Source organism: Streptomyces sp. NPDC037301, from assembly GCF_055602785.1.
Window position 1 is genome coordinate 73,148 of the sequence record NZ_JBVJWD010000021.1, and the last position, 24,112, is coordinate 97,259.

The following is a 24,112-nucleotide window of genomic DNA, read 5'->3' on the forward strand; positions in this document are numbered from 1 at the left end:
CTGTGGCCTCACATCCGGAAGATTCCGAAGCCGCCGCGGGCGCCTTCGACCGGGGCGGTGTGGATCGCGGACAGGCACATCCCGAGGACGGTCCTGGTGTCGCGCGGGTCGATGACCCCGTCGTCGTACAGCCGCCCGGACAGGAACATCGGCAGCGACTCGGACTCGATCTGCTGCTCGACCATGGCGCGCAGCCCGGCGTCGGCCTCGTCGTCATACGGCCGTCCCTTGGCGGCAGCGGAGGCGCGGGCGACGATGGACAGCACCCCGGCGAGCTGCTGCGGCCCCATGACGGCGGACTTGCTGCTGGGCCAGGCGAAGAGGAAGCGCGGGTCGTACGCCCGTCCGCACATGCCGTAGTGCCCGGCCCCGTACGAGGCGCCCATCAGCACGGACAGATGCGGGACCTTGGAGTTCGACACCGCGTTGATCATCATCGCGCCGTGTTTGATGATGCCGCCCTGCTCGTACTCCTTGCCGACCATGTAGCCGGTGGTGTTGTGCAGGAAGAGCAGTGGGATGTCGCGCTGGTTGGCCAGCTGGATGAACTGGGCGGCCTTCTGCGACTCCTCGCTGAACAGCACCCCTTGCGCGTTGGCGACGATGCCGACGGGATAGCCGTGCAGACTCGCCCACCCGGTCACCAGGCTGGTCCCGTAGAGCGGCTTGAACGCGTCGAAGTCGGAGCCGTCGACGAGCCGGGCGATGACCTCGCGCGGGTCGAAGGGCACTTTCAGATCGCCGGGCACGATGCCGATCAGCTCGTCCTCGTCGTACTTCGGCGGTTCGGCCGGTCCCGGATCTGTGTGTGCCTTGCGCCAGTTGAGGCGGGCGACGATCCGGCGGGCCTGGCGCAGCGCGTCCTGCTCGTCGACGGCGAAGTGGTCGGCGAGCCCGGAGGTGCGGGCGTGCATTTCGGCGCCGCCGAGCGATTCGTCGTCGCTCTCCTCGCCGGTCGCCATCTTCACCAGGGGCGGTCCGCCGAGGAACACCTTGGACCGTTCCTTGATCATGACGGTGTGGTCGGACATGCCGGGGACGTACGCCCCACCGGCGGTCGAGTTCCCGAAGACGACGGCCACGGTCGGGATGCCGGCCGCCGACAGCCGGGTGATGTCGCGGAACAGCGCCCCGCCCGGGATGAAGATCTCCTTCTGCGACGGGAGATCGGCGCCCCCGGACTCGACGAGGCTGATGCAGGGCAGCCGGTTGGCGAAGGCGATCTCGTTCGCCCGCAGGGCCTTCTTCAGGGTCCAGGGGTTGGAGGCGCCGCCGCGTACGGTCGGGTCGTTGGCGGTGATCAGGCACTCCACGCCCGACACCACCCCGATCCCGGTGACGAGCGAGGCGCCGACTGTGTACTCGGGGGCCTCGCTCCCCCAGGCGGCGAGCGGTGACAGCTCCAGGAACGGGGTGTCCTCGTCGATCAGCAGCTCGATCCGCTCCCGGGCCAGGAGCTTGCCGCGCGAGCGGTGCCGCTCGATGTACTTCTCACCGCCGCCCGCCTGCGCCTTGGTGTGCTCGCCGGCCAACTCGTCGAGTTTCGCGAGCATGGCCGCACGGTTCGCGGCGTATTCGGGGCTCGCGGTGTCGAGCCCGGTGGGCAGGACGGTCATGCGTTCACCTCCGGTGCGTGGGCGGCGTCCAGCAGCGATACGGGAATGGGGAGGTGCCGGGAGCGCAGCCACTCCCCTACTGCCTTGGCCTGGGGATCGAACCGGTGCTGGGCGGCGACGCCCTCACCGAGCAGCCCGTGCACGACGAAGTTCAGGGCGCGCAGGTTCGGCAGGACATGGCGTACGACGGCGAGGCCGGCGGTCTCCGGAAGCAGTTCCCGGAACCGTTCGACGGTCAGCTCATGCGCCAGCCACCGCCAGGCGTCGTCGCCGACGGCCCACACCCCCACGTTGGCGTCCCCGCCCTTGTCACCGCTGCGGGCGCCCGCTACCCGGCCGAGCGGGGCGGTCCGGGTGGGTCCGGAGGACGGCAGGGGCTCGGGCAGCGGCGGCTCCCCGGCTTCCCGGAGGGGCTGCGTTCGTGTGGGATGTTCCTGGCTCTCCCGCCGCCCGTCCGGCAGGACGGCGACGTGCGGGACCTCGCCGGCCGGTACGTACTTTGCCTCGAACACCCCGTACGGTGCGCCCTTTCCGGGCGGGGTGGTGACATGGAAGCCCGGATAGCTGCCGAGGGCGAGCTCGATCGCCGCGCCGGAGACCGCACGTCCGACGGCCTCCGGGTCCTGGTCGCGGACGACGAGCCGGAGCAGGGCGCAGGCCCTCTCCTCGGTGTCGGCGTCGGCCCGGTCGGTCCGGGCCAACTCCCAACGAACCTCTGCGGGGCGGGTACGGGACCGGTCGAGCGCCTGTGCGAACTGGTCCTTGACGAGCTGCGCCTTGGCCTCGATGTCGAGCCCGGTGAGCACGAAGACGACTTCGTTGCGCCAGCCGCCGAGCCGGTTGAGTCCGACTTTGAGTGTGGGCGGCGGGGCCTCGCCGCGCACGCCGGAGATCCGTACCCGGTCGGGGCCTTCCTGGGCCAGCCGTACGGTGTCGAGTCTGGCGGTGACATCCGGTCCGGCGTACCGGGCCCCGCCGGTCTCGTACAGCAACTGGGCGGTGACGGTGCCGATGTCGACGACGCCGCCCGTGCCGTCGTGCTTGGTGATGACGGACGACCCGTCGGCATGGATCTCGGCGACGGGGAAGCCGGGCCGGCGCAGGTCATGGCCCCGGAAGAACGAGTAATTCCCCCCGGTGGCCTGGGTTCCGCACTCCAGTACGTGTCCGGTGACGACGGCCCCGGCGAGGGCGTCGTGGTCGTCGGGTCCCCAGCCGAAGTGGGCGGCGGCGGGCCCGGTGACGAGGGCGGCGTCGGTGACCCGTCCGGTGACGACGACATCGGCGCCCGCGGTAAGGCAGGCGGCGATCCCCGCGCCGCCGAGGTAGGCGTTGGCGGTGAGGAAACCCTCGGGTACGGGGAGGCTGTCGCCCTCCACATGGGCGACCCGTACGGGCACCCCCACCTTCTGCGCCAACTCCCTTACGGCATCGGCCAGTCCGGCCGGATTGAGCCCTCCTGCATTGGTGACGATCTTCACCCCGCGCTCATGGGCGAGCCCGAGGCCCTCTTCGAGCTGGCGCAGGAAGGTGGTGGCGTATCCGTGCGTGGGGTCCTTGAGCCGACTCCGGCCGAGGATGAGCATGGTCAGCTCGGCGAGGTAGTCCCCGGTGAGGACGTCGAGGGGGCCGCCGGTGAGCATCTCGCGTACGGCGTCGAAGCGGTCGCCGTAGAACCCGGAGGCGTTGCCGATCCGCAGCGGTCCGGTCACTTGCCGCCTCCCCGGGGTGCGCGGCCGGGTCCGGCGGGCCCGGCGAACGCCTGGGCGATGCCGAGCCACTGGTCGGCGTCGGGCCCGACGGCCCGGACGGCGAGGTCGTCGCGGTGGGCGCGCTGGGTGACGAGGAGGCAGAAGTCGAGCAGCGGCCCCGTGACGCGCTGGGGTGAGCCCTCGACCCCGAAGGCGATCAGCTCTCCGTCCGGGGCCAGGAGTTCGACCCGGAACTCCTCCTCGGGCGCCTTGATGCCCCGCACCAGGTAGGCGTAGTCCCTGGCCCGCACCCCGATCCGGGCGACGTGCCGCAGCCGGGTGGTGGGGGCTCTGGTGACGCCGAGGGCGTCGGCGATGTCCTGGCCGTGCGCCCAGGTCTCCATGATCCGGGCGGTCGCCATGGAAGCGACGCTCATCGGCGGCCCGTACCAGGGAATACGGGTTCCGGCGGGTGCGTCCCGCAGCGCCGCTTCGAGCCGCCCCCGACCGTCCCGCCACCGCGCGAGCAGCGCGTCCGGGGCGAGCAGGGCCAGCTCCTCCGCGCCCCGGTCGACAAAGGATTCGGGCGCCTCCATGGCCTCGGCCACCTCCGCGGCGAAGGCATCGGCATCGGTGGCGGCGAGCAGCGCGACCTCGTCGGTCCAGGTGAGATGGGCGATCTGGTGCGCGATGCTCCAGCCGGGCGCGGGGGTCGGAGCGGCCCATTGCCCGGCGCTCAACCCCCGTACGAGTCCGTCGAGTTCCTGGCTCTCATCGCGCATGTCGTCGATCACGGCTGCGACATCGGGCACGGTGCGCTCCCCTCGGGGCAAGGCGGTGTGCCCAGGAGCATGGCAGCGGACCCATAAACAAGCAAGCATGCTTGCATTATTTTCTGCCCCGCCACCGGCCCCGGTAGCGGTGAGCTCGGACCGGAGTCCGCAGGGCACGCCGGGCCCGCCGCCGCGGACCTCTCCGGCCAACTCCGGCGCACCGCACAGGAATGGTCTTGCAGATCAGGTTTCGTGTGGAGTGTTCTTGGCGAAGTACTTCAACCATGGGCTTATCGCCGGTTGCCGGCCATCCTGCTGTCGCTGTCTTCCGTGAGCCCCGAGGCGGGCAGCCCGTCCCGGTGCTGGGCCCGCGGGTCGATGCCGAGGCGAAGCGCACCGCGCGCGTGCTGGCCGGGCTGGCGACCCACGCCAGGCCTGTCGAGCGGACCGTCGCGCTGCGGCAGGCCGCTTCGGCTGCCGGTGAGTTGGTGGCCGCGCTGTCGGCTCTGGCTCCGGCCGTGGCCGGTGAGGGACTTCCGGCCAAGTCGATCAGCCAGTCCTTCTTCCGGGTCCGTGAGGTGGAGCTGTCGGATCAGCAGGCCGCCCTGCACGGTGTCCTGGTCGTCCACCGCGGTCTGGAAGATCTGTGTGAGGCTCCGCTGTCGGGTTCCGACCTGGCGCTGGAGGTGGCCGGGATGCGGCAGTCTGTGCTCGACCTCACCGGCGCGGCGCCGGGCGCCGCACCTGACTCCGCCTCGCCGTTGGCCGTCCCCGAGCCTGCTGCGGGGGCGTCGTTGGAGAGTGTGTGGAGTGCTCGGTGGCTCATCGGGCACCAGGTCCATGTCCTGTTCAACGTCTGCGCCGCGGTCGCCGTGGCCGACGCCACCCGCCATCTGCGGCACGGCGACGTCGATGCCGCGCTGCTGCGGCTGGCAGATGCGACGGTGTTGGTGCGGGGCTTCCCGGCGGCCATGACCCACGCCAGTACGGTCCCGGCCGATTACTACATGGCGGCGATACGCCACACCATGGCGCCTCCGTCGGTGGACGTCCCGTTGAGCGGGCGCCAGCATCGCGGCTACAAGCTGTTCCGGGCGGCGATGAAGGACCTGCTGTCGGTGCTTCCCGACTCCTACGAGCACCTGGCGGCCCGCGCCCCGGAGCTGGCCGAGGCACGGGCCGCTCTCCTGGAAGCCGACATCGTGGACGGTGAACGGCACGTCACCCTGGCGTACTCGATGGTGCATCTGCGTCGTTCCATCGCCCAGAAATCTGAAGGCCCCGACAACGCCGTCGCCGAACTACGGCTCATGCGCCATCGCCGCGCGGCCCAGTACGCCTCCCTGATCCGGTTCGGGGACCACTACATCGCCGACGCCGTGGCCGGCCTGCGCCACTCGTGAGTCCGTGCGTCCGCCGCCCACCCCCCGGCAGGAGACCCTGATGCCCGAGACGACGCCCGGCACCACCCAAAGCCCTGCCGTCGCCGCCGACTGGGCACTCGACCCGGCCGATGCCGGCGCGTGCGAGCGGCTGGCCCGCACCCTGTGCACCGGCGGTCACGACCAGGTCGACAGCCCCGAGTGGGTGGCAGGGGCCCGGGACGCCTGGGAGGACCTTCCGTTCCCGCTGCGCCGTGAGGTGCGCCGGTTTCGAAGGCACTCCGGCCCGCACGGCACATCGGTGATCGGCGGCCTGCCCGTCGGCCAGGCGGCCCTGCCCGCGACACCGACCGTACCCGGCTCGGTCCAGCGCCAGGCCAGCGTCTCAGCCGCGGTGCTCACCATGGTGGCCTGCGGGCTCGGCGAGCCTCTCGCCTACCGGGCTGAGAAATCCGGTGCCCTCGTGCAGGACGTCGTGCCCGTGCCCGGGCAGGAGACCTTCCACGGCAACGCCGGATCGGTGCCGCTGTCCTTCCACACCGAGAACGGCTTCCACCCCCACCCACCCGACTATGTGATCTTCCTGTGCCTGCGCGCCGACCACGACCAGATCGCCGGTATGCGCGTCGCCGGCATCCGCCAAGCACTGCCGCTTCTCACCCCAGCCAGCCGCCAGGCCCTGTTCGCACCGGAGTTCATCACCACACCACCCCCCTCCTTCGGCCCCGCCACTGCCGCGAGCGAGCCCGATGCCAAGCCCCGACCGGTGCTGTCGGGAGCGGCCGAGGATCCCGACATACGCATGGCCCAACTCGTCACCACCCCGCTCACCCCTCGGGCCACCGCGGCGCTGACCGAATTCGGCCGCGCCTGTGAGGCGACCGCCCGCACCCTGCGCCTGACACCCGGCGACCTGGTCATCATCGACAACCGCGTCACCGTCCACGGCCGCACCGCCTTCCACCCCCGTTACGACGGAGCAGACCGGTGGCTGCAACGCACCTACGTCACCACCGATCTACGCCGCTCCCGCGACCACCGCCCCCACGACGGCCACATACTCGCCCGCTGACCAGCGTCCAGTTCCACGGGTAGGTGTTCACGAGCGCGGTGAATTTCTTCACCGCGTTCTCCCGGCCTTCCACGGTCGTGCGGCCGGGTTCCCGCGCCGGCTGCTGATTGGCGAACCCGGTCAGCATCGCTGTGAAGACCTGTTCCTCCGGCCGCAGCAAAGTGACCCCATCCACCAGAAGCAGTCTCGCCGCCCCTGGTATCGAACCGTTGAACCCCAATGATCGACCACTCTCTGTTACTCGCATCAGATGCGAGAAAACCGCATCCTCCGCGAGCTTCCAGAGAACCCGCAGGTCAGCCCCTTGGGTGAGCGGTGGGCAGGGTCGTGGTCATCGGGCATCCGTTCCTGGGTCCGTCGGTTACGGGACGCCGAGTTCGAAAAGGCCGTAGCCCGCGTACGAGCCGGAAGCCAGGGCCGCGATGCCGAGGAGCATGAGCTGGAGGGGCAGGCTGAGGCGGCGCAGGGCGAGGGCGAGCGGGAGGAAGAGCGGGAAGAGGGGGAGCAGATAGCGGGAGACGTTGGCGAATATCTGCTGGCTGCCCAGGATGAGGACGAGGGTGAGGACGGTGTAGACCATCAGGACGGCCGGGGGACGCAGCCGGATCAGCAGCGTGAGCAGTGCGAGCGCGAGCAGGACGACCCCGACGCCGATCAGGTCCGCGAAAGGCCAGGCGGAGAGATAGTCGGAGTGGCCCACCGGGACGGATGTGAGGACGTCGAGGGTGTGCCGGCCGTAGTCCCATTCGTGGGCCCAGGCATCGGACTGAAGCTTGAAGTAGCCGCCGTAGTCGCCCATTTGGTGACCCACCCAGCCGATATAGGCGAGGAGGCCGAGCGGGGCGACGGCCATCGCGGCCACCGGACGCAGGATGCCGTCCCGGTGACGCCAGAGCTCGAGCAGGGCCGCGACGGCGACGGCGGCGATCAGCGCCCCGGCGGTGGGCCGGTTGAGCCCTGCCACGCAGGTGAGGAGACCGGCGGTGAGCCAGCGGCGGCTCAGGACGGCATGGCAGGCCCAGACGGCCAGGGCCACGTAGAGGGAGTCGGAGTAGACGGCCCACTCCGCGCCGGAACCGGGCCAGACGGCCCAGAGTCCGGCCGCGGCCAGCCCGGCCCTTCTGCCGCCGAGGCGTTCGGTGACGGCGTAGATGCCCAGGGCGGCGGCCAAGGAGGCGACGACGGAGACCAGCATGCCGGCGCCGTACGAGCCGAGGCCGGTGAGCTCGGAGACCAGCCGCATCAGCGCCGGGTAGAGCGGGAAGAACGCCGCCGAGTTCCCTTCGAGGGTGATCGGGCCGGTGGCGCCGGGGATCGGGACCAGCTGAGGGTCGTACCCGTGCTCGGCGATCTGCTGGTACCACCAGCCGTCCCAGCTGGCCAGGACGTCCCACGGGTGGGCGCCGCCGCCGAAGCGCGGGTGCTTCGTGCGGTAGTCCCCGGCGGAGTGCAGCAGCCACATGAAGGCGGCGAAGCCGATGAACTTGAGCGTGCCGTAGACGGCCAGTACGGGGCCGTAGTGCTCGGCTGTGCGGCGCAGCCGGCGCCGGCGGTCGGGGCCCGTGGTGGCGGGCTGCTGCGACAGCCTCGCGTTCCAGCTCAGGGTACCGGTCGCGGTCGTACGGGTGGTGGTCCTGATCATGCGCGGAACACCCACACTCGGAAGAACAGGAACCGCAGCAGCGTCGCGGCCAGGTTGGCGGCGACGAGTACGGCGAGTTCGATGGTCTGCCCGGCCGAGGGCACCGCGTGGTGCAGGGCGGCGAGCGATCCGCCGGTGAGCGCCAGGCCGATCAGGAGGACGACCAGGCCCCTGCTCTGGTGGCGCAGCACACCGCCGCGGCCACGGAGGCCGAAGGTGAGCCGCCTGTTCACGGCCGTGTTGGCGACGGCGCAGACCAGCAGCGCGAGTGCGTTGGCGGCCTGGGATCCGGCCACCGGGCGCAGCGCCGCGTAGAGGAGCAGGTATGCGAGGGTGCTGACGGCTCCTACGGCGGCGAAGCACACGAGTTGGGTGGCGAGCCTGCCCGGTGCGTCGGCGCCACCGTCGCGGAGCGACCCGCCCGGCGGCAGCGTGCCCCGCGCCAGTGCCCCGCCGATCCTGGCGATGCCGCGCAGGTCGGCCAGTGCCGTGGCGAGGATGTCGACCCTGGTGTCGGGATCGTCCACCCAGTCGACCGGCACCTCATGGATGCGCAGCCCGGCACGCTCGGCGATCACCAGCAGTTCGGTGTCGAAGAACCACTCCGAGTCCTGTATGAGGGGCAGCAGTCGCTCGGCCACATCACGCCGCACCGCCTTGAATCCGCACTGCGCGTCGGAGAAGCCCACGGCGAGGACGGAGCGCAGGAGGGCGTTGTAGCAACGAGAGGTGATCTCTCGCTTGGGGCCGCGCACCACCCGGGAACCGGGGGCCAGGCGGGTGCCGATGGCGATATCGGAGTGGCCGGAGAGCAGCGGGGCCACGAGCGGCAGCAACGCCGTCAGTTCCGTGGACAGGTCCACGTCCATGTACGCGAGTACGGGGGCCGACGAGAGCGACCAGGCGGTGCGCAGCGCCCGGCCGCGCCCCTTCTCGGCCAGCCGAATCCACTGTGCTTCGGGCAGTTCGTCTGCCAGCCGAGCGGCGATCCGCGGGGTGCTGTCCGTGCTGGCGTTGTCGGCGATGGTGATACGGAACGGATAGGGGAAGGTCTCGCGCAGGTGTGCGTGGAGCCGCCGCACGCTCGGCTCCAAATCTCTCTCCTCATTGAACACGGGGACGACCACGTCCAGGACGGGCTCCGGGTGGTGCGTCGCCACCGGTGCGCGGTGCGGCAGTGGGCTCAGGTCCTTCAGGGCAAGTGGCCCTTGATGTCTCATGTTTTGTCCTTTTTGTGACCTGGTACGGGGCAGGCCGAAGACACTCGGGGCGACGGTGCGCTACGGCGTTACGGGGTGACGAGCGAGAACGAGGCAGTCGACGGCTGGTTCCGCGCGGTCGCCGTACCCGAAGGCGGGGCCGAGGTCGAGGGCGGCGACGCGCCCTCCGCGCTCCCCGGCAGGGTCTCGGTGGCCGTGGCCGTACTCCCGGTCGTGGCCGGCGGCGTGGTTGCGGCGGTCCCGTCCGGGGACGCGGGGGCAGTGGAGGTGCCCGAGGAGCCGGGCTCGCTCGGGGACGCGTCGGGTGTCGCGGGTGAGGCGGAGGGCGACGGGCTCGTCGCGGGCCGTGGGCCGGGGTGGCTGGGCTCGACCCGGGTCGCATGGCCGGGCAGCAGGAACAGCCCGACACTGAGGCCGACGACGGCCAGGACGGAGCCGACCGCCCTCTGCGCGGCCCGTCTCCGAGAACGGACACGCACCCCCGCCCAGAGACGTTCCCGGTGCTTCGGCTCGAACGGTGCGGGCGCCTCGGTGTCGCGCATCATCTGCGCCAGCTGCCGCTCGAAGTGATCCATGGGGTTCTCCTTCACCGCACCGGCTCGTTCACATTGCCCAGGAGCTGCCTCAGCCGCGCCACTCCGCGTGCGGCATGGGACCGCGCCGTGCCCACCGGGCACCCGAGCGCTTCCGCCACCTGCCCCTCGGGCAGGTCCTGGTAGTAGCGCAGCACCACCGCCACCCTCTGCTTCGGCGACAACTGGGCCAGTGCGGCCTCCAGCCGAGAACGCTCCACCACGTCGGCGGACACATCGCCGGCCACCGCCGCCTCGGGCAGCTGTTCGACGGGGCGTTCACCCCACCAACGCCGCTGTCCCGAGCGTGCCGCCGCACGCATCATCACCTTGCGGACGTACGGCTCCGGTGCGTCATCCGCGACCCTGGGCCAGACGAACCAGAGCTTGACCAAGGACTCCTGCAACAAGTCCTCGGCCCGATGCCGATCGCCTCCGACGAGCAGACGGGCCAGGTGGACCAGCGCCGACCAGCGGGCAGCCACGAACTCGTCGAACGCACGGGCTCGACTCTGCTCCATCCACACTGTCCCTGTTCTCGCCGGTCGCCTACACCCTGTAGAAGGCACTGGCATGCGGCCCACGATGCACCCGCGGCCCGTGATCTGGGTCACAGGGCATGTCGACGACAAGCGCGAGACGCTCCTTCGTCCCGTCCCGTCAGCGATGCCGACGACGAGGACGCGGTTCGACGGCCCCGCCCGACGGCCACCCGCCCGACGGGAAGGGCACCGCCGTCGAAGACCAATGGTGCCAACCCCTTCGGCCGCAGGGGATTTCCGTACCTCCAGGTGGGAGGACGGCCCGGTCGTCCACGAAGCGGTGTTGGCAGCAGCCGCCGAGCGGCTCGAGACCCCAGGCAATGCGAGCTACGTGTTCCGCCCGAACTGCCACAGCCGCGGAACGAACACAGTGACCGACTTCCTGAGCCGGACCGAGCCCAGCGATGACGTTCCCCGCCCGGCCATGGGGCGCCTGCGCTCCACCCGGCTGGTCGATCTCTCCGAATCCCGAGTCCCGGTCACTGCGATCGTCGCGGCGGCAGGCGTGGACACGCTTCACGGACTCTCCCGCATCCTGCCGTTCCTCCGCGGCATCCCGGCCGACGAAGCTGCCGCACTGCTGCGAGGCGACCAGCCAGGGATGCGCGCGCTTCGGTGGGGAGGAGGGAGCGAGGCGGACTTCATGTCCAGAGCTGTTCGCCGAGAGTCCCGGCGGGTGCGGTGCCGGGCAGGACGTAGGCCATGGCCGAGGCCCGGTGCTGGAGGAAGGGGGTGAGGGCGTCGCGGGCGGCCAGGCGGTTCTGGACGCGGGTGAACTGGGCGGGGTCGCGCATGAAGGCGCAGAAGAGCAGGCCGCGGTCGGTCGGGCCGTCGTCGTAGCTGTAGCTGCGGCGGAGCATACGGGCGCCGCCGTCGAAGCGGGGGCTGGCGAGGCGCACGTGGGCGGTGGCGGGGATGACGTAGGAGCCGTCGGGGTTCTTGGCGTAGATGTCCGGCTCGTCATGCTCGGCGGTGCCGCTGAGGGGGACGCCGTCGCGGGCGCGGCGGCCTATCACCCGGTCGTGCTCGCCCTCGGGGAGGGCGGCGAAGCCGGTGACGTCCATGCGGATCCTGCGGTAGACCAGGACGGTGCCGTTCCGGTGAGCTCCCGTCGGGCCCCAGACCCACTGCTCGGCCGCCGCGTGATCGGGGTTGGCGATGCCGTCCTTGGAGCCGAACAGGTTGCGAGGGGTGGCGCCCGGAGGCGTGTGGGGCAGGAAGCCGGACTGGGTCCAGCGCGGTACGGCGCCGGCGGCGTGTGCGGCCGTGCCGGCGAGTTCGGCGACGATGGTGAGGGTCCAGCGGTCGGCTGCGCACAGTTGGACCAGAAGATCGCCGTTGCTGCGGTGCGGGTCGAGGCGGTCGCCGGGGAAGGACGGCAACTCACCGAAGGAAGCGGGGACGTTGAGGCCGAGCCGGGCGGCGAGGGCGGGGCCGATGCCGACCAGGGAGGTGAGCCGGGACACGCCGCCGCTCTGGAGTCGCGGATCCGGCGGGGCGGCGGAGGCCGCGGCGGCGAGCGTGCGGGTCAGCGCGCCGAGGACGCCGCGCAGGGTCTTCCTGTCGGTGGCGGCGGAGGCCTTCGGGAGGTCGAAGGAGAGCAGGTGCGTCGCCGGTTGCTGGGGCGCCGTGACGCCCGCCTGCCGGGCGCCGTGGAAGAGGATCGCGGCCTCGGCCGACGGGGCGCCGGTGGTGGCACGGCCGGCTGTCCGGTCGTCCCTCACCAGTTCGTCGGCCGCCGCGCCGATCCCGGCGGCGAGCACCCCTCCAGCGGCGAGCAATGCCCGGCGCCGCCCGAAACCGGTTGCCGCGGGTCGGGATGAATCCTGCGCATTTCCCTGTTCGGTGGGCATACGCCTATTGGAGACGATAAAACAACTGCCATGCAAATCCTGTCTGGAGAAGGCCTGTTGACGCGTTCGGCAGTCCCGGCGGCGGTGTTCAGGGCGGCGCTGCGTCTGTCGGTGCTGGTCGTCTCGGTCGCGATGGCGGCCACCGGGTGCTCCGCAACGGGGTCGACGTCCGCCGACGCGCGGCATCCGGCCGGGAGCGTGCTGCGCGTTCCGCAGGATTTCCCCTCGGTGCAGGAGGCGGTGGACGCCGCTCGTGAGGGCGAGACGGTGCTGATCGGCCCGGGCGTGTACCGGGAGAGCGTGCGCGTCACCAGGCCCCGCGTGGTGCTGCGCGGAACGGACCGTAACAAGGTGGTCTTCGACGGCGGTGTGCGGCTGGCCAACGGCATCACCGTGACCGGCGCCGGCTCGGTGGTCGAGAACCTCACCGTGCACGGCTACCTCGCCAACGGTGTGCTGTTCACCGGCGTCACCGACGAGCGGTTGCAGCAGCGCGGCGCCGGCGGCTCCGCCTACGACCCGCTGGACACCGCCCGCTTCCCTGCCGTCCGGGGCTTCCGCGCGACCCGGGTCACGGCATACAACAACGGCCTGTACGGCATCTACGCCTTTGACGCGCGTGACGGGGTGATCGAGGACTCCTACGCCTCGGGGCACGCCGACTCCGGCATCTATGTCGGCCAGTGCAAGCCCTGCGGCACCGTCGTCCGTGGCAACACCGTGGAGCGCAACGCGGTCGGCATCGAACTGACCAATGCCTCGGACGGCCTGTCGGTGCTGGGCAATCGCGTCGTCCTCAACCGGGTCGGCGTCACAGTCAACTCCAATGACCTGGAGGCCCTCGCCCCGCAGCACGGCGCGGTGATCGCGGGCAACGTGGTCGCCGACAACAACGCCGCCGACACGCCCGAGCAGGCGGACGGGGGCTTCGGCATCGGCATCGGCATCGGCGGCGGCACCGGGAACCGCATCCAGCGCAACCTGGTCCGGGGCAACCGGGCGGCCGGAGTGGTCGTCACCGACCCGCCGGGGCATCCGGCGAGCGGCAATCGCGTCGAAGGCAACCGCGCCACCGGCAACGGCATCGACCTCGTGCTGGCCTCGGCCGACCCCGGCAACTGTTTCGCCGGCAACCGGCCCGCCACCCAGAGCCCGGACGGCCTGGAGGGCCGCGCGGGCTGCGGCACCCGCGGCCGGGGCGCGCTGCCCACCGGCCGGACCGCGCCGGTGCAGGCGCCGCCCGGCGTCCCGTTCAGCCAGGTACCGGCCCCACCCGCCCAACCGTCCATGCCGGACCCGACGGCCCCGGGCAGCCCGGCGACCGGCCTGCCGGGGGCCGTCGACACGGCCGCGTACCCGCTCCCGAAGGACGCGGACGCCATGCCGCACTCACGCTGAGCACGGTGCTGCGGCGGACTCGGCCCCCGTTCACCGTGCCGCCCCGAAGGGTGGGCCAAGGAGGGTCGTCGGCACCCACGGAAGCCGGGGCACATCGGCACGGAGACGTCAGCCGGTGGCCCACGGCGCCTCGGGGAGCTTCGCGCGGCCGTCGCGCCCGGAGAACTCCACGGTGGTCGGGGTCCCCAGGCCCGGCATCCGCATCGTCACCCGCCGCAGGCCGCCGTCACCGTCGACCCAGTACGTCAGCGGCGACCGTCCGCCGTCGGGCCCCGCACTGGGCGTGGCACCCTGTGCGCGCGGCCCGGCGAACCGGTCGTAGCTGCGGCCGTCGATGCGCTCACGCTCCAGCCAGCGAGCTCCGGACTGTGCGAGCAGCAGCGGGTTGTCGGGGCGGTCCGCGCCAAGCCCGATCAGCAACTGGAGCCCGGCGTCCAGGGGATCGGTCGTGTAGGAGCGCGGGGACCAGCCCGAGCGCGGGATGCGCTCGGCCTGCTGCCAGGGCGGGCTGTTGTCGCCCTCCGGCGCGGGGGCCAGGCCGAGGCCGCCGGTGTCCCAGACGATCAGGCCGCGGTCGAGCTGCCCGGTGGCGGGCCCGGACGTTCCAGAGGTCCCGGAGGATCCGGCGGCCCCGGTGACCTGGTAGCTCCCCACGGCCCGGTGGGTCCGGTAGTCCACGACCCCCTTGACCCGCACCACCACTCCGCCGCCCTCGGTGGCGGTGAGGGTCACCGCCACGGGACTGGCCTGGTACAGATTCAGCCGCGACAGCGCCAGCCTGGACGCCTCCTCCGTCGTCACCGGCCGCTCGGTGGCGGTGTCGTCGGAGAAGGTCCGGTAGGCGGCCAGGCCGCCCACTACGACACCGCACGCCGTGATCGCGATCAGTGTTCTCAACCAGAGGGCCCGACGCGGCGTACGGCCGTCGGTCTTTCTCTTCCGAGCCATGCGGTCGCCTTCTCTCGTCGGTCGGTCACACAGGAGGGCGGGTTCGCGAACCGCTGGTCCGCGAACCCGCCCAGTCCGGCCCGGAGGGTCACCGGTGCCGGTCGCCCCGCTTCGGGGCTAGCGGTGCTGTGCCCTTCGCCTGCGCATCAGTGCGACCAGAGCCCCGCCGAGGGCGGTAAGCACGGCGCAGCCGGCCAGGGCCAGCAAAACCGCCTGGCTCATGCCGGTGGACGCCAGGCCCGAGTTGGGTGCATGGCCCGGTGCACCTGGTGCCCCCGGTGAACCCGGTTTGCCCGGTGTATCCGGTGCCGGCGTGGTCGGTGTCGGTGTCGGAGTGGGGCCGGGCAGCCGCTGGTTGACCGCGGTCACCGAGACCCCCTCGTCGAGGTTGTCGGAGGTCAGCACCAGCGGCCCGAACACCGCCACGTCGGGTACGGCGTACCCTTCGGGCGGGCTGACCTCCTGCCAGTAGTACGTCCCCGGCGCGCCGGCGCCCTGGCAGATGCCGTCGGTCCCGGTCAGGCAGGGCTTGTCGGCCGGCGTGTCCGGCTCCGTCCCGGTGGCCTGCAAGCCGTCGGAACCATTCGTCTCCTTCCACAGCTGGAACTTCGCCTTCGCCAGCGGCTTGCCGTCCTGGTCGTGCTTGACCAGGCGCAGCGCGCCTTCCTGTTGCCGGAAGCCGAAGTCGTAGGTGTGGTCGTTCTCCCCGGGCCCGCCGGTGGTCAGCGCCCGCTCCGGGAACTTCGCGTCGCGCGGGACGATTCCCTTGGAGTCGATGAAGTGGTTGTCGCCGACATCCGCCTCTGTGGGCACCCACTGGTGGAGCGGGCCGCCCTTGGCGTAGTCGGCCGGTTTGTCGAGGCGGATGGTGTACTTGGTCCTCGGCTTCAGGCCGCCGGTGACATTGGAGTCGTCGAAGTAGTACTCGCCACGCGCCGTCGTCTCGGTCGTGCCCACGAGCTTGCCCGACTCGTCGTACAGGTTGACGGTCGCGCCCACGACCGGCCGCTGGCCCGGGTTCTGGATGCCCTTGCGCTCGGGGTCGTACCAGACCCGGTTGCCGATCTGGAGCGGGGCCTGGTCGCAGAGCACCTCCAGGTCGCCCATCGAGGCGCCCTTGCCGAACGGGGCTACGGTGCCCGGCGGGTTGAGGCGCAGGCCGAACTCCGGGTCCTGCGTGCCATCGCGCTGGAGGAACGACGTGCCGTACCCGAGGGCGGTGTGGTTGGGGTCGAAAGCGGAGGTCGCGATGGTGTTCTCGGTCTTGGAGAGCGTCATGCCGGCGAACGCCGTGTTGCGGTGACCACCCCAGCTGGTGTCGAAGAACCGGGTACCCCGAGAGGACAGCCCGCAGCCGTTGTTGGTGTCCATCACATACATGCCGTCCGCCGGACAGGCCTTGTTCAGGTCACCGCCCGACATGACGATGGCGGCGGAGTTCGGCGCGGGACCGGCCGGCGCGCGGTCGCCGAAGCGGTCGCGGAAGGCCAGCAGCATCGAGCCGTCTGTCTCGAAGGCGATCTCGCCCAACTCCGGTTCGGGTTTGGCGATGGTGGAGTTGCCACACGGCCGGCCGTTCTGCGAGTCCGGGTAGGTGCTCGTCCACGGGAACCAGCCCGCGCCGTCGCACGGGCCGGCGCCGACCGTCGAGCCGCGCGGGTAGTCCAGCGGCTGGTTCAGCACGGCCTTCTGGAAGGCGCCGGTGCCCAGGTCGAAGGGCAGAACCACCGCGCGCAGGTCCGAGACCTTCCCGGTGGACTCGCCCGAGCAGACCCCGCCGAGGTAGCCGGTGCCGTCCTGCGTCCCCAGGCCGAAGGGGCGCCAGTCCCCGGCCGCCGGGCAGCCCGGGTCCGGGATCGCGTAGACGGCCTTCGGCGCCGCGGCGGTCGGCACGGTGGCGTCGTAGCGGTAGAGCTTGCGGTTGTTGAGGTTGACGACGAACAGGTCCTTGCCGTCATCGGTGATCTTGATGCCGCCCAGACTCTCCTTGCCCGGTACGGCAAGGAAGGCGTCATCGGTACCCGACCCGTGCGCCGTGGTCCCCGCGTCCGGGACGACGGTGAACAGGGTGGTCTTCTTCTGCGCGCGGTCGGTCACGTAGATCCCCCCGGCGCCACCCGGACCGTAGTCCGTGGTGCGCTTGGCCACCGCCGAGGAGAACACCCGCTTGTCGGCCTTGTTCCACGCGATGCCGAACAGTGTGCCGGTCTCGGCGTTGGTGGCGATGTCCGTGACGTTGACGTCGACGCCGTCCTGGCCGCGTGCGTCGTACGGGAAGGAGACCAGCGTGCGCTGGGCACCGCCCTCGCGCGTGGTTGGCTGACAGGTCGTCATCAGCGGTGCGTTCTTCTGGCAGTAGTCACCCGGACTCCACAGCCCGGTGGTGTACGCCACGCTCTTCCCGCCGGAGAGGTCGACGAACTCCTCATTGCTGCTCAACTGGTTGGGCGCACCGTCCAGCCCCCGGCGCGAGGCGAAGGCGGGGAACAGCACACCCGGTTTCGGATTCACCACCTGCACCCGGTACTTGCCGCTGGTGACCTTGCCCGCCGCCGGCGTCAGTGTCACGGTGCCGTCGGCCGCCGTAACCCCCTCGACGCCGGCCCCGGCGTCGTCGGCGAGGGTCACCTTGACGCCCGCGATGCCCGGTTCCAGCGCGGGCGTCCACACGCCGCTGTTGTCCACGGCCCGGATCACCCGGACCGTCACCGATCCGTCGTCCGCCTGCGAGTACGCCGCAGGCGCCATGGCTAACGAGCCACTACCGATTCCCAAGGCGAGCGCGACCACGCAGCCAACGGTGCGGCGACCGAGCACGCCCGGCCGCCGCCGACGCGGCTCGGGCGCGGCTCCCTTCGCTTGTTCATTTGTAGCTGTCATCCCCTGCTCTCAGCGTTCAGAAGGGCCTGCAGCCCTGCTCGTGAGGGAGTACATAGAGATGCGGAGAACCGCCTTGCCAGCGACTTTAAAGGGAATTTGGGCATGATCGTGACGGAATGGCGAACTCGGCCTCTGCCGAACCTGTGTCGGCCGGCTCCTGCGCCGTCATCCGATCGCAGGTCTGCAGGAGCAACAGGATGGAGACCAGCCGGCTCGCTCGCATGCCGTGAAGTCTGCCGCGGATCACTGACACAAGGTGTCAGTGGAGTGGAAATAGCTTCCCCGCATGAACAACGACGTGAGCAATGACGTGAGCAGCGACCTGGGCAACGGGACGAGCGGCGACATGGACATCGACCGGTTCGTCGCCAGGTACGTGGATGTGTGGCACGAACCCGACCCGGACGCACGCCGCGCCGCCGTCGCCCGGCTCTGGGACGCGAACGCCACCGAAACCACCGAGGCCGCGCGGTACCACGGCCACGACGCCCTCGAAGTCCGCGTCACCGAGGCGCACAACAAGCTGGTGCGGGACGGTGGATACGTCTTCCGTTCCGCGGGCGACGCGACCGGCCACCACGACACGGTCGCCTTCACGGTCCACATGTTCCCTGCCGCCGGGGGCGCCATCGCCTGGACCTGCCGCATCGTCGCCACCCTCGGAGAGGATGGGCTCATCCGGGACGAGTACCAGTTCCCCGTGGCCGTACCGTCCGGGACGGCCACGGGCACGCGGGCCATCGCCGAGGACTTCCTGCGTCGTCTGGCCGAAGGCGACCCGGACCGGATCGCCTAACTGTTCGCCGCGCACGTCGACTGGCGGCTGGACTGGCCGGAGGGCGGTCATCCGGCGGTTCCGTGGATCCGTCCCCGCTCGACCCGTACGGATGTCGCCGACCACTTCCGCGAAGTGGCCGCCCACCACGTTCCCGGCAAGTCGGCCGGAACGGCGTCGCTCGTCCTGGTCGACGGCGCGGAGGCGGTCGTGCTCGGCGACATCCGCCGGACGGTACGGGCGACGGGCACGCCGTACACAGCCCTGTGCGCGCTCCACCTCACCGTGGGGGACGGCCTGATCACCCGCTACGTCGTCTACGAGGACAGCCTCACCGTCGCCGAGGCCCTCGCGGGCCGGCCGGTGCAGCGCTGAGCGGCCGGGCACGGGCCGGACGTCAGGTGTGGGCGCGGCTCTTCCCGCCCCGTACCTGACTGCGTACCGCCCCCATGCTCGCCCCGATGACCAGCGCGATGGCGAGCGCGTCGGTGGTCGTCAGGGTCTGGTCGAGGATGAGGAAGCCGGCCGTGGCCGCGATCGCGGGTTCGAGGCTCATCAGGATCGCGAAGGTGGGCGCGGGCAGGCGGCGCAGCGCCATGAGTTCGAGGGTGTACGGAAGGACCGTGCTCAGCAGCGCCACCGTCGCACCCAGTCCCAGCGTGGACGGGACCAGCAGTTTCGAGCCCGACTCCAGGATGCCGAGGGGCAGGGAGAGGAGCGCGGCGACCACCAGGGCCATGGCCAGGCCGTCCGCCTGGGGGAAGCGGCGGCCGGTGCGGGCACTGAAGACGATGTACGTGGCCCACATGGCACCCGCGCCCAGTGCGTACGCGGCGCCCACCGGATCGAGGCGGTCGAAGCCACCCCCGCTCAGCAGCACGACGCCGCCCAGCGCGAGGCCCGCCCACACCACGTTGACCAGGCGGCGTGAGGCGACCACCGAGAGGGCCAGTGGCCCCAGCACCTCCAGGGTGACGGCCGCGCCCAGCGGGATGCGGTCGGCGGCTTGGTAGAAGAGTGTGTTCATGCCGCCCATGGCCGCCCCGAACGCGAGGACCGTGCCCCAGTCGGCGCGCGAGTAGCCGCGCACCTTCGGACGGCAGACGATCAGCAGCACGAGCGCGGCGACGGCCAGGCGCAGGGTGACGACCCCGAGCGCGCCGGCCCGCGGCATCAGCAGGACCGCGACGGCGGCGCCGAACTGGACGGAGAGGCCGCCCGCGACCACCAGCGCGACCGGGGCGAGTGCCGCCCTTCGGCCCTTGGGACGTGCAGGACCTGCCGCCCCGCCCAGGGCGGACGCCGCCTCCGGTACGGCGACGGCTGCGGCCTGCTCCGCGGCCGGCGCCCCTGCTGCACTGCGCTGGTCGTTCACCTGCGGTGTTCCTCCCGAGTCCGGCAGTGCATTTCAATGCACCACCTGATTGAAGATACTGCACTATTGCCGTGCGGTATCTCCTCTTACGTTAGGTACCTCCGCGTGGCACGTAAAATGCCCGTTGGGCTCCCGTTATGCTTCTCGCGCATGAGCCTTGGACGCAGCGGTGACGGCCGTACCGGGAGCCATGCGGGCCGGAGTTCCGGCCGCGGTATCGAGGTCCGCCATCTGCGTGCCTTCCTCGCGATCGCCGACGAGGGCAACGTCACCCGCGCCGCCGCCCGGCTCCGCCTCACCCAGCCCGCGGTCTCCCGCACCCTCGCCGCCCTGGAGCAGCACCTCGGCATCCGGCTCGTCGACCGGTCCACCCACCATCTCGTCCTCACCGCCGAAGGCGTCGCCTTCCGGGACAAGGCCGCCGCCGCGGTCGCCGCGTTCGACGAGGCGCTCGACTCCGGCGGGCTGCGCCACTGGCCGCTGCGGCTCGGACACGCCTGGTCGGCGTTCGGCCCGTACACCACACCCCTGCTCCGGCGCTGGCAGGAGCGGTATCCGCAGACCCCGCTCGAACTGCTGCGGATCGACGACCGCACCGCCGGGCTCACCCGCGGCGAGGTCGATGCGGCGTTGCTGCGGGGCCCCGTCGAGACGCCGGGGCTCGTCGCCGAGGTGCTGTTCGAGGAGGACCGGGTGGCGGCGGTGGCCGCGGACGGGCCGCTCGCCGCCCGCGCCACGCTCCGCCTCGCCGATCTGGCGGGCGGCACCGTCGTCCTCAACACCGTCTCCGGCACCACCACCGTCGATCTCTGGCCGCCGGACTCCAGGCCCGCCGCGACCCTCACCGTCGCCAACACCGACGACTGGCTGACCGCCATCGCGGCGGGGCGCGGCGTCGGGGTCTCCGCCGCGTCCACCGCCGAAATGCACCCGCACTCGGGGGTCGTCTACCGCCCGCTCGCCGACGCCCCGACCGTCCCGGTCCTGCTCGCCCGGCGCGACGCCCCCGGCCATCCCGCGCTGGCGAAGCTCGCCGCGCTCGCCCGCGAGATCGTGGGGCGAGACGCTGCGGAATGAGGGAATTTCCGCGCACGCGCATGACGGTGGGGCGGGTGCGCGTGTGGTGCGGGGTGCGCCTGTGGCGGGCCTCTCCCACTACCCGCCCTTCCCGAAACCGGGGCTCCGCCCCCGGACCCCGGTCCTCGAACGCCGGACGGGCTGGAAGAAGAGCCGGAAGGGGTGGGGGAGCAGAGAGGCGAGGGGGGCGAAGAGGGTGAGGGGAGCCTGGGGGCCAGGAGGTCCCTAGGACGGGATCTCGTTGTTCAGGCCCTCCGCCAGCACCTCCGCCAGGTGCCGGGCCCGCACACCGCCCAGTTGCTCCAGCTGTGTCCGGCAGGAGAAGCCGTCCGCCAGGAACTCCGTGCCGGGCTCCGCGGCCCGTACCGATGGCAGCAGGGTCTCCTCCGCGCACGCCGCCGATACCGCCCAGTGGCCCCGCTCGAAGCCGAAGTTCCCGGCCAGTCCGCAGCAGCCGCCGCTCAACTCACCGGTCAGTTTGGCCCGTTCGCGCAGGCGGCGGTCCGCCGCGTCGCCCAGGACCGCGTGCTGGTGGCAGTGGGTCTGGCCGGTGGCCGGGCGGTCCAGGCGGGGTGGTTGCCAGTCGGGGGCGTACTCCTCCAGGTACTGCGCCAACGTCCGTACCGAACCCGCGAGTTCGGCCGCGCGGGGGTCGTCGGGGAGGAGTTCGGGCAGGTCCGTGCGGAGAGTCGCGGCGCAGCTCGGTTCGAGGACGACGAGCGGGTCGCCGAGGCGGACGCCCATCCGGTCCAGGGTCCGGCGCATGACCTTGCGGGCCTTGTCGAGCTGGCCCGTGGACACGTACGTGAGGCCGCAGCACAGCCCACGGCCGGGCAGCAGCGGTCTTCGGCCCGCCGCCTCCAGGACCCGGACCGCCGCCCGCCCCACCTCGGGCGAGAGGTGGTTGGTGAAGGTGTCGGGCCAGAGACCGACCGCCCGGTCGCCCGGCGGGATCACCGCCCCCCTGCCCCGGTGCCGCCGGACCCACCGGGTGAACGTCTCCCGCGCCAGTACCGGGAGCGTCCGCTCCGGAGCGATGCCCGCCAGCCGTTTGACCAGGGCCGCCAGCGGGCGGACCCGGGCCAGCGCGTTCAGGACAGGTGCGAACGGGGCCGCCGCACGCAGCCACGTCGGCAGCCGTCCCATCGCGTAGTGGGCGGCCGGGCGCAGCCGCCTCCGGTAGTGGTGGTGCAGGAACTCCGCCTTGTACGTGGCCATGTCGACGCCCACCGGGCAGTCGCTGCGGCAGCCCTTGCAGGACAGGCAGAGATCGAGCGCGTCGCGCACCTCCGTCGACCGCCAGCCGTCCGTGATCACCTCGCCCGCCAGCATCTCGTGCAGCAGGCGGGCCCGGCCGCGGGTGGAGTGGGCCTCCTCGCCGGTCGCCCGGAACGACGGGCACATCACGCCCGCGCCCGCCGGCTCCGCCGTACGGCATTTGGCGACACCCACGCATCTGCGTACCGCCGCGGAGAAGTCTCCGCCGTCGTGCGGGTAGCCGAACGTGACATCCACAGGGCGCTTCGGCAGCACCTCGAAGCGGAGGTTCTCGTCGAGCCGGGCGGGGTGGGTGAGGATGCCGGGGTTCATGCCGCCGTACGGGTCCCAGATGTTCTTGAACCGGGAGAAGAGGGCGACCAGTTCGTCTCCGTACATGCGTGGGAGCAGTTCGGCCCGGGCCTGACCGTCGCCGTGTTCCCCGCTCAGTGATCCGCCGTGCGCGACGACCAGGTCCGCCAGCTCCTCGGAGAAGCGGCGGAAGCGGACCACTCCCTCGGGGTCCAGCAGGTCGAAGTCGATCCGGACGTGGATGCAGCCGTCGCCGAAGTGCCCGTACGGGGTGCCGCGCAGCCCGTGGGCGGCGAGCAGGGCGCGGAAGTCGCGGAGGTACGGGCCGAGGCGGGCGGGCGGTACGGCGCAGTCCTCCCAGCCGGGCCAGGCCTCCGTGCCGTCCGGCATCCGCGTGGCGGTGCCGGCGGCGTCCTCGCGGATGCGCCACAGGGCCCGCTGTCCGGCCGGGTCGGTGACGACCATGCCGGACAGCGCGTCGGCCGCACGGAGGATGCGCCCGGCGTGCGCCCGGGCCTCGGCCGGCGTGGCGCCGCCGGTCTCGACGAAGAGCCAGGCACCTCCGCGCGGCAGCCCGGCCGGTTCCCGCACGAGATCGGCGGCCATGCCCTCGACAGTCAGGGGGTGGAACGGGAGCAGGCCGCAGGCGGCTTCGGCGGCCGCGGGCTCGTCGGCGTACGCGAGTACGGCGAGCGCTCGGGCGGCCGGTGCCTCGACCAGTCGTACGGTGGCCTCCGTCACCACACCGAGCGTGCCCTCGCTGCCGCAGAAGGCGCGGGCGAGGTCGGTTCCGCGCTCGGGCAGGAGTGCGTCCAGGGCGTATCCGGAGATACGGCGCGGGAGCTCGGGGAAACCGGTGCGCAGAAGGGCGAGGTTCTCGCCGATGAGTTCGGGGAGTCCGATGAGTGCGGTGGATCCGGAGAGTCCGGTGGGGGGTTCGGCCTCCCCTGCCCGGCCCAGACGCAGCGTGTCGCCGCCGTAGCGGGCCACGGTCAGGGCACGCACGTTGTCGGCCGTGGTGCCCCACGCGACCGAGTGCGCGCCGCAGGAGTTGTTGCCGATCATGCCGCCCAGCGTGCAGCGGCCGTGTGTGGAGGGGTCGGGGCCGAAGGTGAGGCCGTGCGGGGCGGCGGCGGTGCGCAGGTCGTCCAGGATCACGCCCGGCTGGACGACCGCTGTACGGGATTCGGCGTCCAGCTCGACGATCTTCCGCATATGGCGGGTGAGGTCGAGGACGACGCCGGTGCCGGTGGCCTGACCGGCGATGGAGGTGCCGCCGCCGCGCGGGACCACGGGCACGGCGTGTGAACGGCAGACGGCGAGCGCGGCGGCCACGTCGTCGGCGTCGCGCGGGGTGACGACGCCGAGCGGTACGCGGCGGTAGTTGGAGGCGTCCATCGTCGTCAACGCCCTGGCGGTGGGGCCGAAGTCGGCCTCTCCGCGGACCGCGGCGCTCAGGGCCTGTGCGAGTGCGGCGGATTCCGGCGGTTTGCGATGTGCGGCCATGGGCCCAGGATGCCGTTGATCCGCTCACTGGGCAGCCCCGCACCCGCGCGATTCCCCCGAATACGTCAATACGTCGGAGTACGTCGGACGCGTGGTCACATACGTGACAGAGAACGCCACAAGTGCTTCCCAAATAGAGCCTCAATTCTCATATAGTGACCATGACTTGTCCTGGAATTATCAGCTCCAGTTGTCGCGTTCGCCCCTGCTGCACCGAACTG

At 71.7% G+C, this 24,112-nt stretch carries 18 protein-coding genes; 6 read left to right on the top strand and 12 right to left on the bottom strand.

The features are described from left to right. Nucleotides 1–8: 8 nt before the first annotated feature. Genes ACZ7IB_RS29120 through ACZ7IB_RS29130 form a run of 3 tightly spaced genes read right to left on the bottom strand, consistent with a single transcriptional unit; the run spans nucleotide 9 to nucleotide 4,119 of the window. The gene (locus ACZ7IB_RS29120; RefSeq protein WP_470916761.1) at nucleotides 9–1,616 is read right to left on the bottom strand and encodes an acyl-CoA carboxylase subunit beta; all 1,608 of its coding nucleotides are present in this window, start codon (nucleotides 1,614–1,616) and stop codon (nucleotides 9–11) included. Next, entirely contained in the window at nucleotides 1,613–3,328 is a 1,716-nt protein-coding gene (locus ACZ7IB_RS29125; RefSeq protein ID WP_470916762.1) for an acyclic terpene utilization AtuA family protein, read from the bottom strand. The genes ACZ7IB_RS29120 and ACZ7IB_RS29125 overlap by 4 nt, the downstream gene beginning before the upstream one ends. Continuing rightward, the gene (locus ACZ7IB_RS29130) at nucleotides 3,325–4,119 is read right to left on the bottom strand and encodes a TIGR03084 family metal-binding protein (protein ID WP_470916763.1); all 795 of its coding nucleotides are present in this window, start codon (nucleotides 4,117–4,119) and stop codon (nucleotides 3,325–3,327) included. The genes ACZ7IB_RS29125 and ACZ7IB_RS29130 overlap by 4 nt, the downstream gene beginning before the upstream one ends. Nucleotides 4,120–4,364: 245 nt before the next feature. Here ACZ7IB_RS29130 and ACZ7IB_RS29135 point away from each other — a divergent pair, with 245 nt between their 5' ends. Beyond that, nucleotides 4,365–5,483 (top strand): hypothetical protein, encoded by a 1,119-nt coding sequence (locus ACZ7IB_RS29135; protein WP_470916764.1) that lies wholly within the window; start codon nucleotides 4,365–4,367, stop codon nucleotides 5,481–5,483. Nucleotides 5,484–5,523: 40 nt separating this feature from the next. Beyond that, on the top strand, nucleotides 5,524–6,534 hold the full coding sequence (locus ACZ7IB_RS29140; protein WP_470916765.1) for a TauD/TfdA family dioxygenase: 1,011 nt from the start codon (nucleotides 5,524–5,526) through the stop codon (nucleotides 6,532–6,534). 361 nt (nucleotides 6,535–6,895) lie between these two features. On the opposite strand, the gene ACZ7IB_RS29145 is transcribed toward ACZ7IB_RS29140, so the two are convergent. The 5 genes from ACZ7IB_RS29145 to ACZ7IB_RS29165 form a co-directional block, all read right to left on the bottom strand. Continuing rightward, nucleotides 6,896–8,176: a glycosyltransferase family 39 protein gene (locus ACZ7IB_RS29145; RefSeq protein WP_470916766.1), complete on the bottom strand. Its 1,281-nt coding sequence runs from the start codon at nucleotides 8,174–8,176 to the stop codon at nucleotides 6,896–6,898. After that, on the bottom strand, nucleotides 8,173–9,396 hold the full coding sequence (locus ACZ7IB_RS29150; protein WP_470916767.1) for a bifunctional glycosyltransferase family 2/GtrA family protein: 1,224 nt from the start codon (nucleotides 9,394–9,396) through the stop codon (nucleotides 8,173–8,175). The genes ACZ7IB_RS29145 and ACZ7IB_RS29150 overlap by 4 nt, the downstream gene beginning before the upstream one ends. A 68-nt stretch (nucleotides 9,397–9,464) precedes the next feature. Next, on the bottom strand, nucleotides 9,465–9,971 hold the full coding sequence (locus ACZ7IB_RS29155; protein ID WP_470916768.1) for a hypothetical protein: 507 nt from the start codon (nucleotides 9,969–9,971) through the stop codon (nucleotides 9,465–9,467). Nucleotides 9,972–9,982: 11 nt separating this feature from the next. After that, a complete protein-coding gene (locus tag ACZ7IB_RS29160) occupies nucleotides 9,983–10,489 on the bottom strand; it encodes a SigE family RNA polymerase sigma factor (protein WP_470916769.1) in 507 nt (168 codons plus the stop codon). Nucleotides 10,490–11,151: 662 nt separating this feature from the next. Further along, nucleotides 11,152–12,363: a Dyp-type peroxidase gene (locus ACZ7IB_RS29165; protein ID WP_470916770.1), complete on the bottom strand. Its 1,212-nt coding sequence runs from the start codon at nucleotides 12,361–12,363 to the stop codon at nucleotides 11,152–11,154. Nucleotides 12,364–12,420: 57 nt separating this feature from the next. On the opposite strand from ACZ7IB_RS29165, the gene ACZ7IB_RS29170 reads away from it, so the two are divergent. After that, complete coding sequence (locus ACZ7IB_RS29170) at nucleotides 12,421–13,761, top strand: right-handed parallel beta-helix repeat-containing protein (protein WP_470916771.1); 1,341 nt, start codon at nucleotides 12,421–12,423, stop codon at nucleotides 13,759–13,761. Nucleotides 13,762–13,869: 108 nt separating this feature from the next. On the opposite strand, the gene ACZ7IB_RS29175 is transcribed toward ACZ7IB_RS29170, so the two are convergent. Both ACZ7IB_RS29175 and ACZ7IB_RS29180 read right to left on the bottom strand, forming a co-directional pair. After that, complete coding sequence (locus ACZ7IB_RS29175; protein ID WP_470916772.1) at nucleotides 13,870–14,709, bottom strand: hypothetical protein; 840 nt, start codon at nucleotides 14,707–14,709, stop codon at nucleotides 13,870–13,872. Nucleotides 14,710–14,826: 117 nt separating this feature from the next. Continuing rightward, entirely contained in the window at nucleotides 14,827–17,457 is a 2,631-nt protein-coding gene (locus tag ACZ7IB_RS29180) for an SdrD B-like domain-containing protein (protein ID WP_470916773.1), read from the bottom strand. 418 nt (nucleotides 17,458–17,875) lie between these two features. Between ACZ7IB_RS29180 and ACZ7IB_RS29185 the strand changes: the two genes are divergently transcribed. Together ACZ7IB_RS29185 and ACZ7IB_RS29190 are read left to right on the top strand one after the other, a co-directional pair. After that, nucleotides 17,876–18,385, top strand: a complete 510-nt coding sequence (locus ACZ7IB_RS29185) for a hypothetical protein (protein ID WP_470916774.1) — start codon at nucleotides 17,876–17,878, stop codon at nucleotides 18,383–18,385. Then, a complete protein-coding gene (locus ACZ7IB_RS29190) occupies nucleotides 18,386–18,739 on the top strand; it encodes a nuclear transport factor 2 family protein (protein ID WP_470916830.1) in 354 nt (117 codons plus the stop codon). It abuts the gene before it with no gap. Between the two features lie 22 nt (nucleotides 18,740–18,761). On the opposite strand, the gene ACZ7IB_RS29195 is transcribed toward ACZ7IB_RS29190, so the two are convergent. Continuing rightward, complete coding sequence (locus tag ACZ7IB_RS29195) at nucleotides 18,762–19,739, bottom strand: EamA family transporter (RefSeq protein ID WP_470916775.1); 978 nt, start codon at nucleotides 19,737–19,739, stop codon at nucleotides 18,762–18,764. A 150-nt stretch (nucleotides 19,740–19,889) separates the two neighbouring features. On the opposite strand from ACZ7IB_RS29195, the gene ACZ7IB_RS29200 reads away from it, so the two are divergent. Beyond that, complete coding sequence (locus ACZ7IB_RS29200) at nucleotides 19,890–20,816, top strand: LysR family transcriptional regulator (protein WP_470916776.1); 927 nt, start codon at nucleotides 19,890–19,892, stop codon at nucleotides 20,814–20,816. 225 nt (nucleotides 20,817–21,041) lie between these two features. Here the strand turns inward: ACZ7IB_RS29200 and ACZ7IB_RS29205 are convergent, their stop codons facing one another. Next, entirely contained in the window at nucleotides 21,042–23,891 is a 2,850-nt protein-coding gene (locus ACZ7IB_RS29205; RefSeq protein WP_470916777.1) for an FAD-binding and (Fe-S)-binding domain-containing protein, read from the bottom strand. Nucleotides 23,892–24,112: the final 221 nt, after the last annotated feature.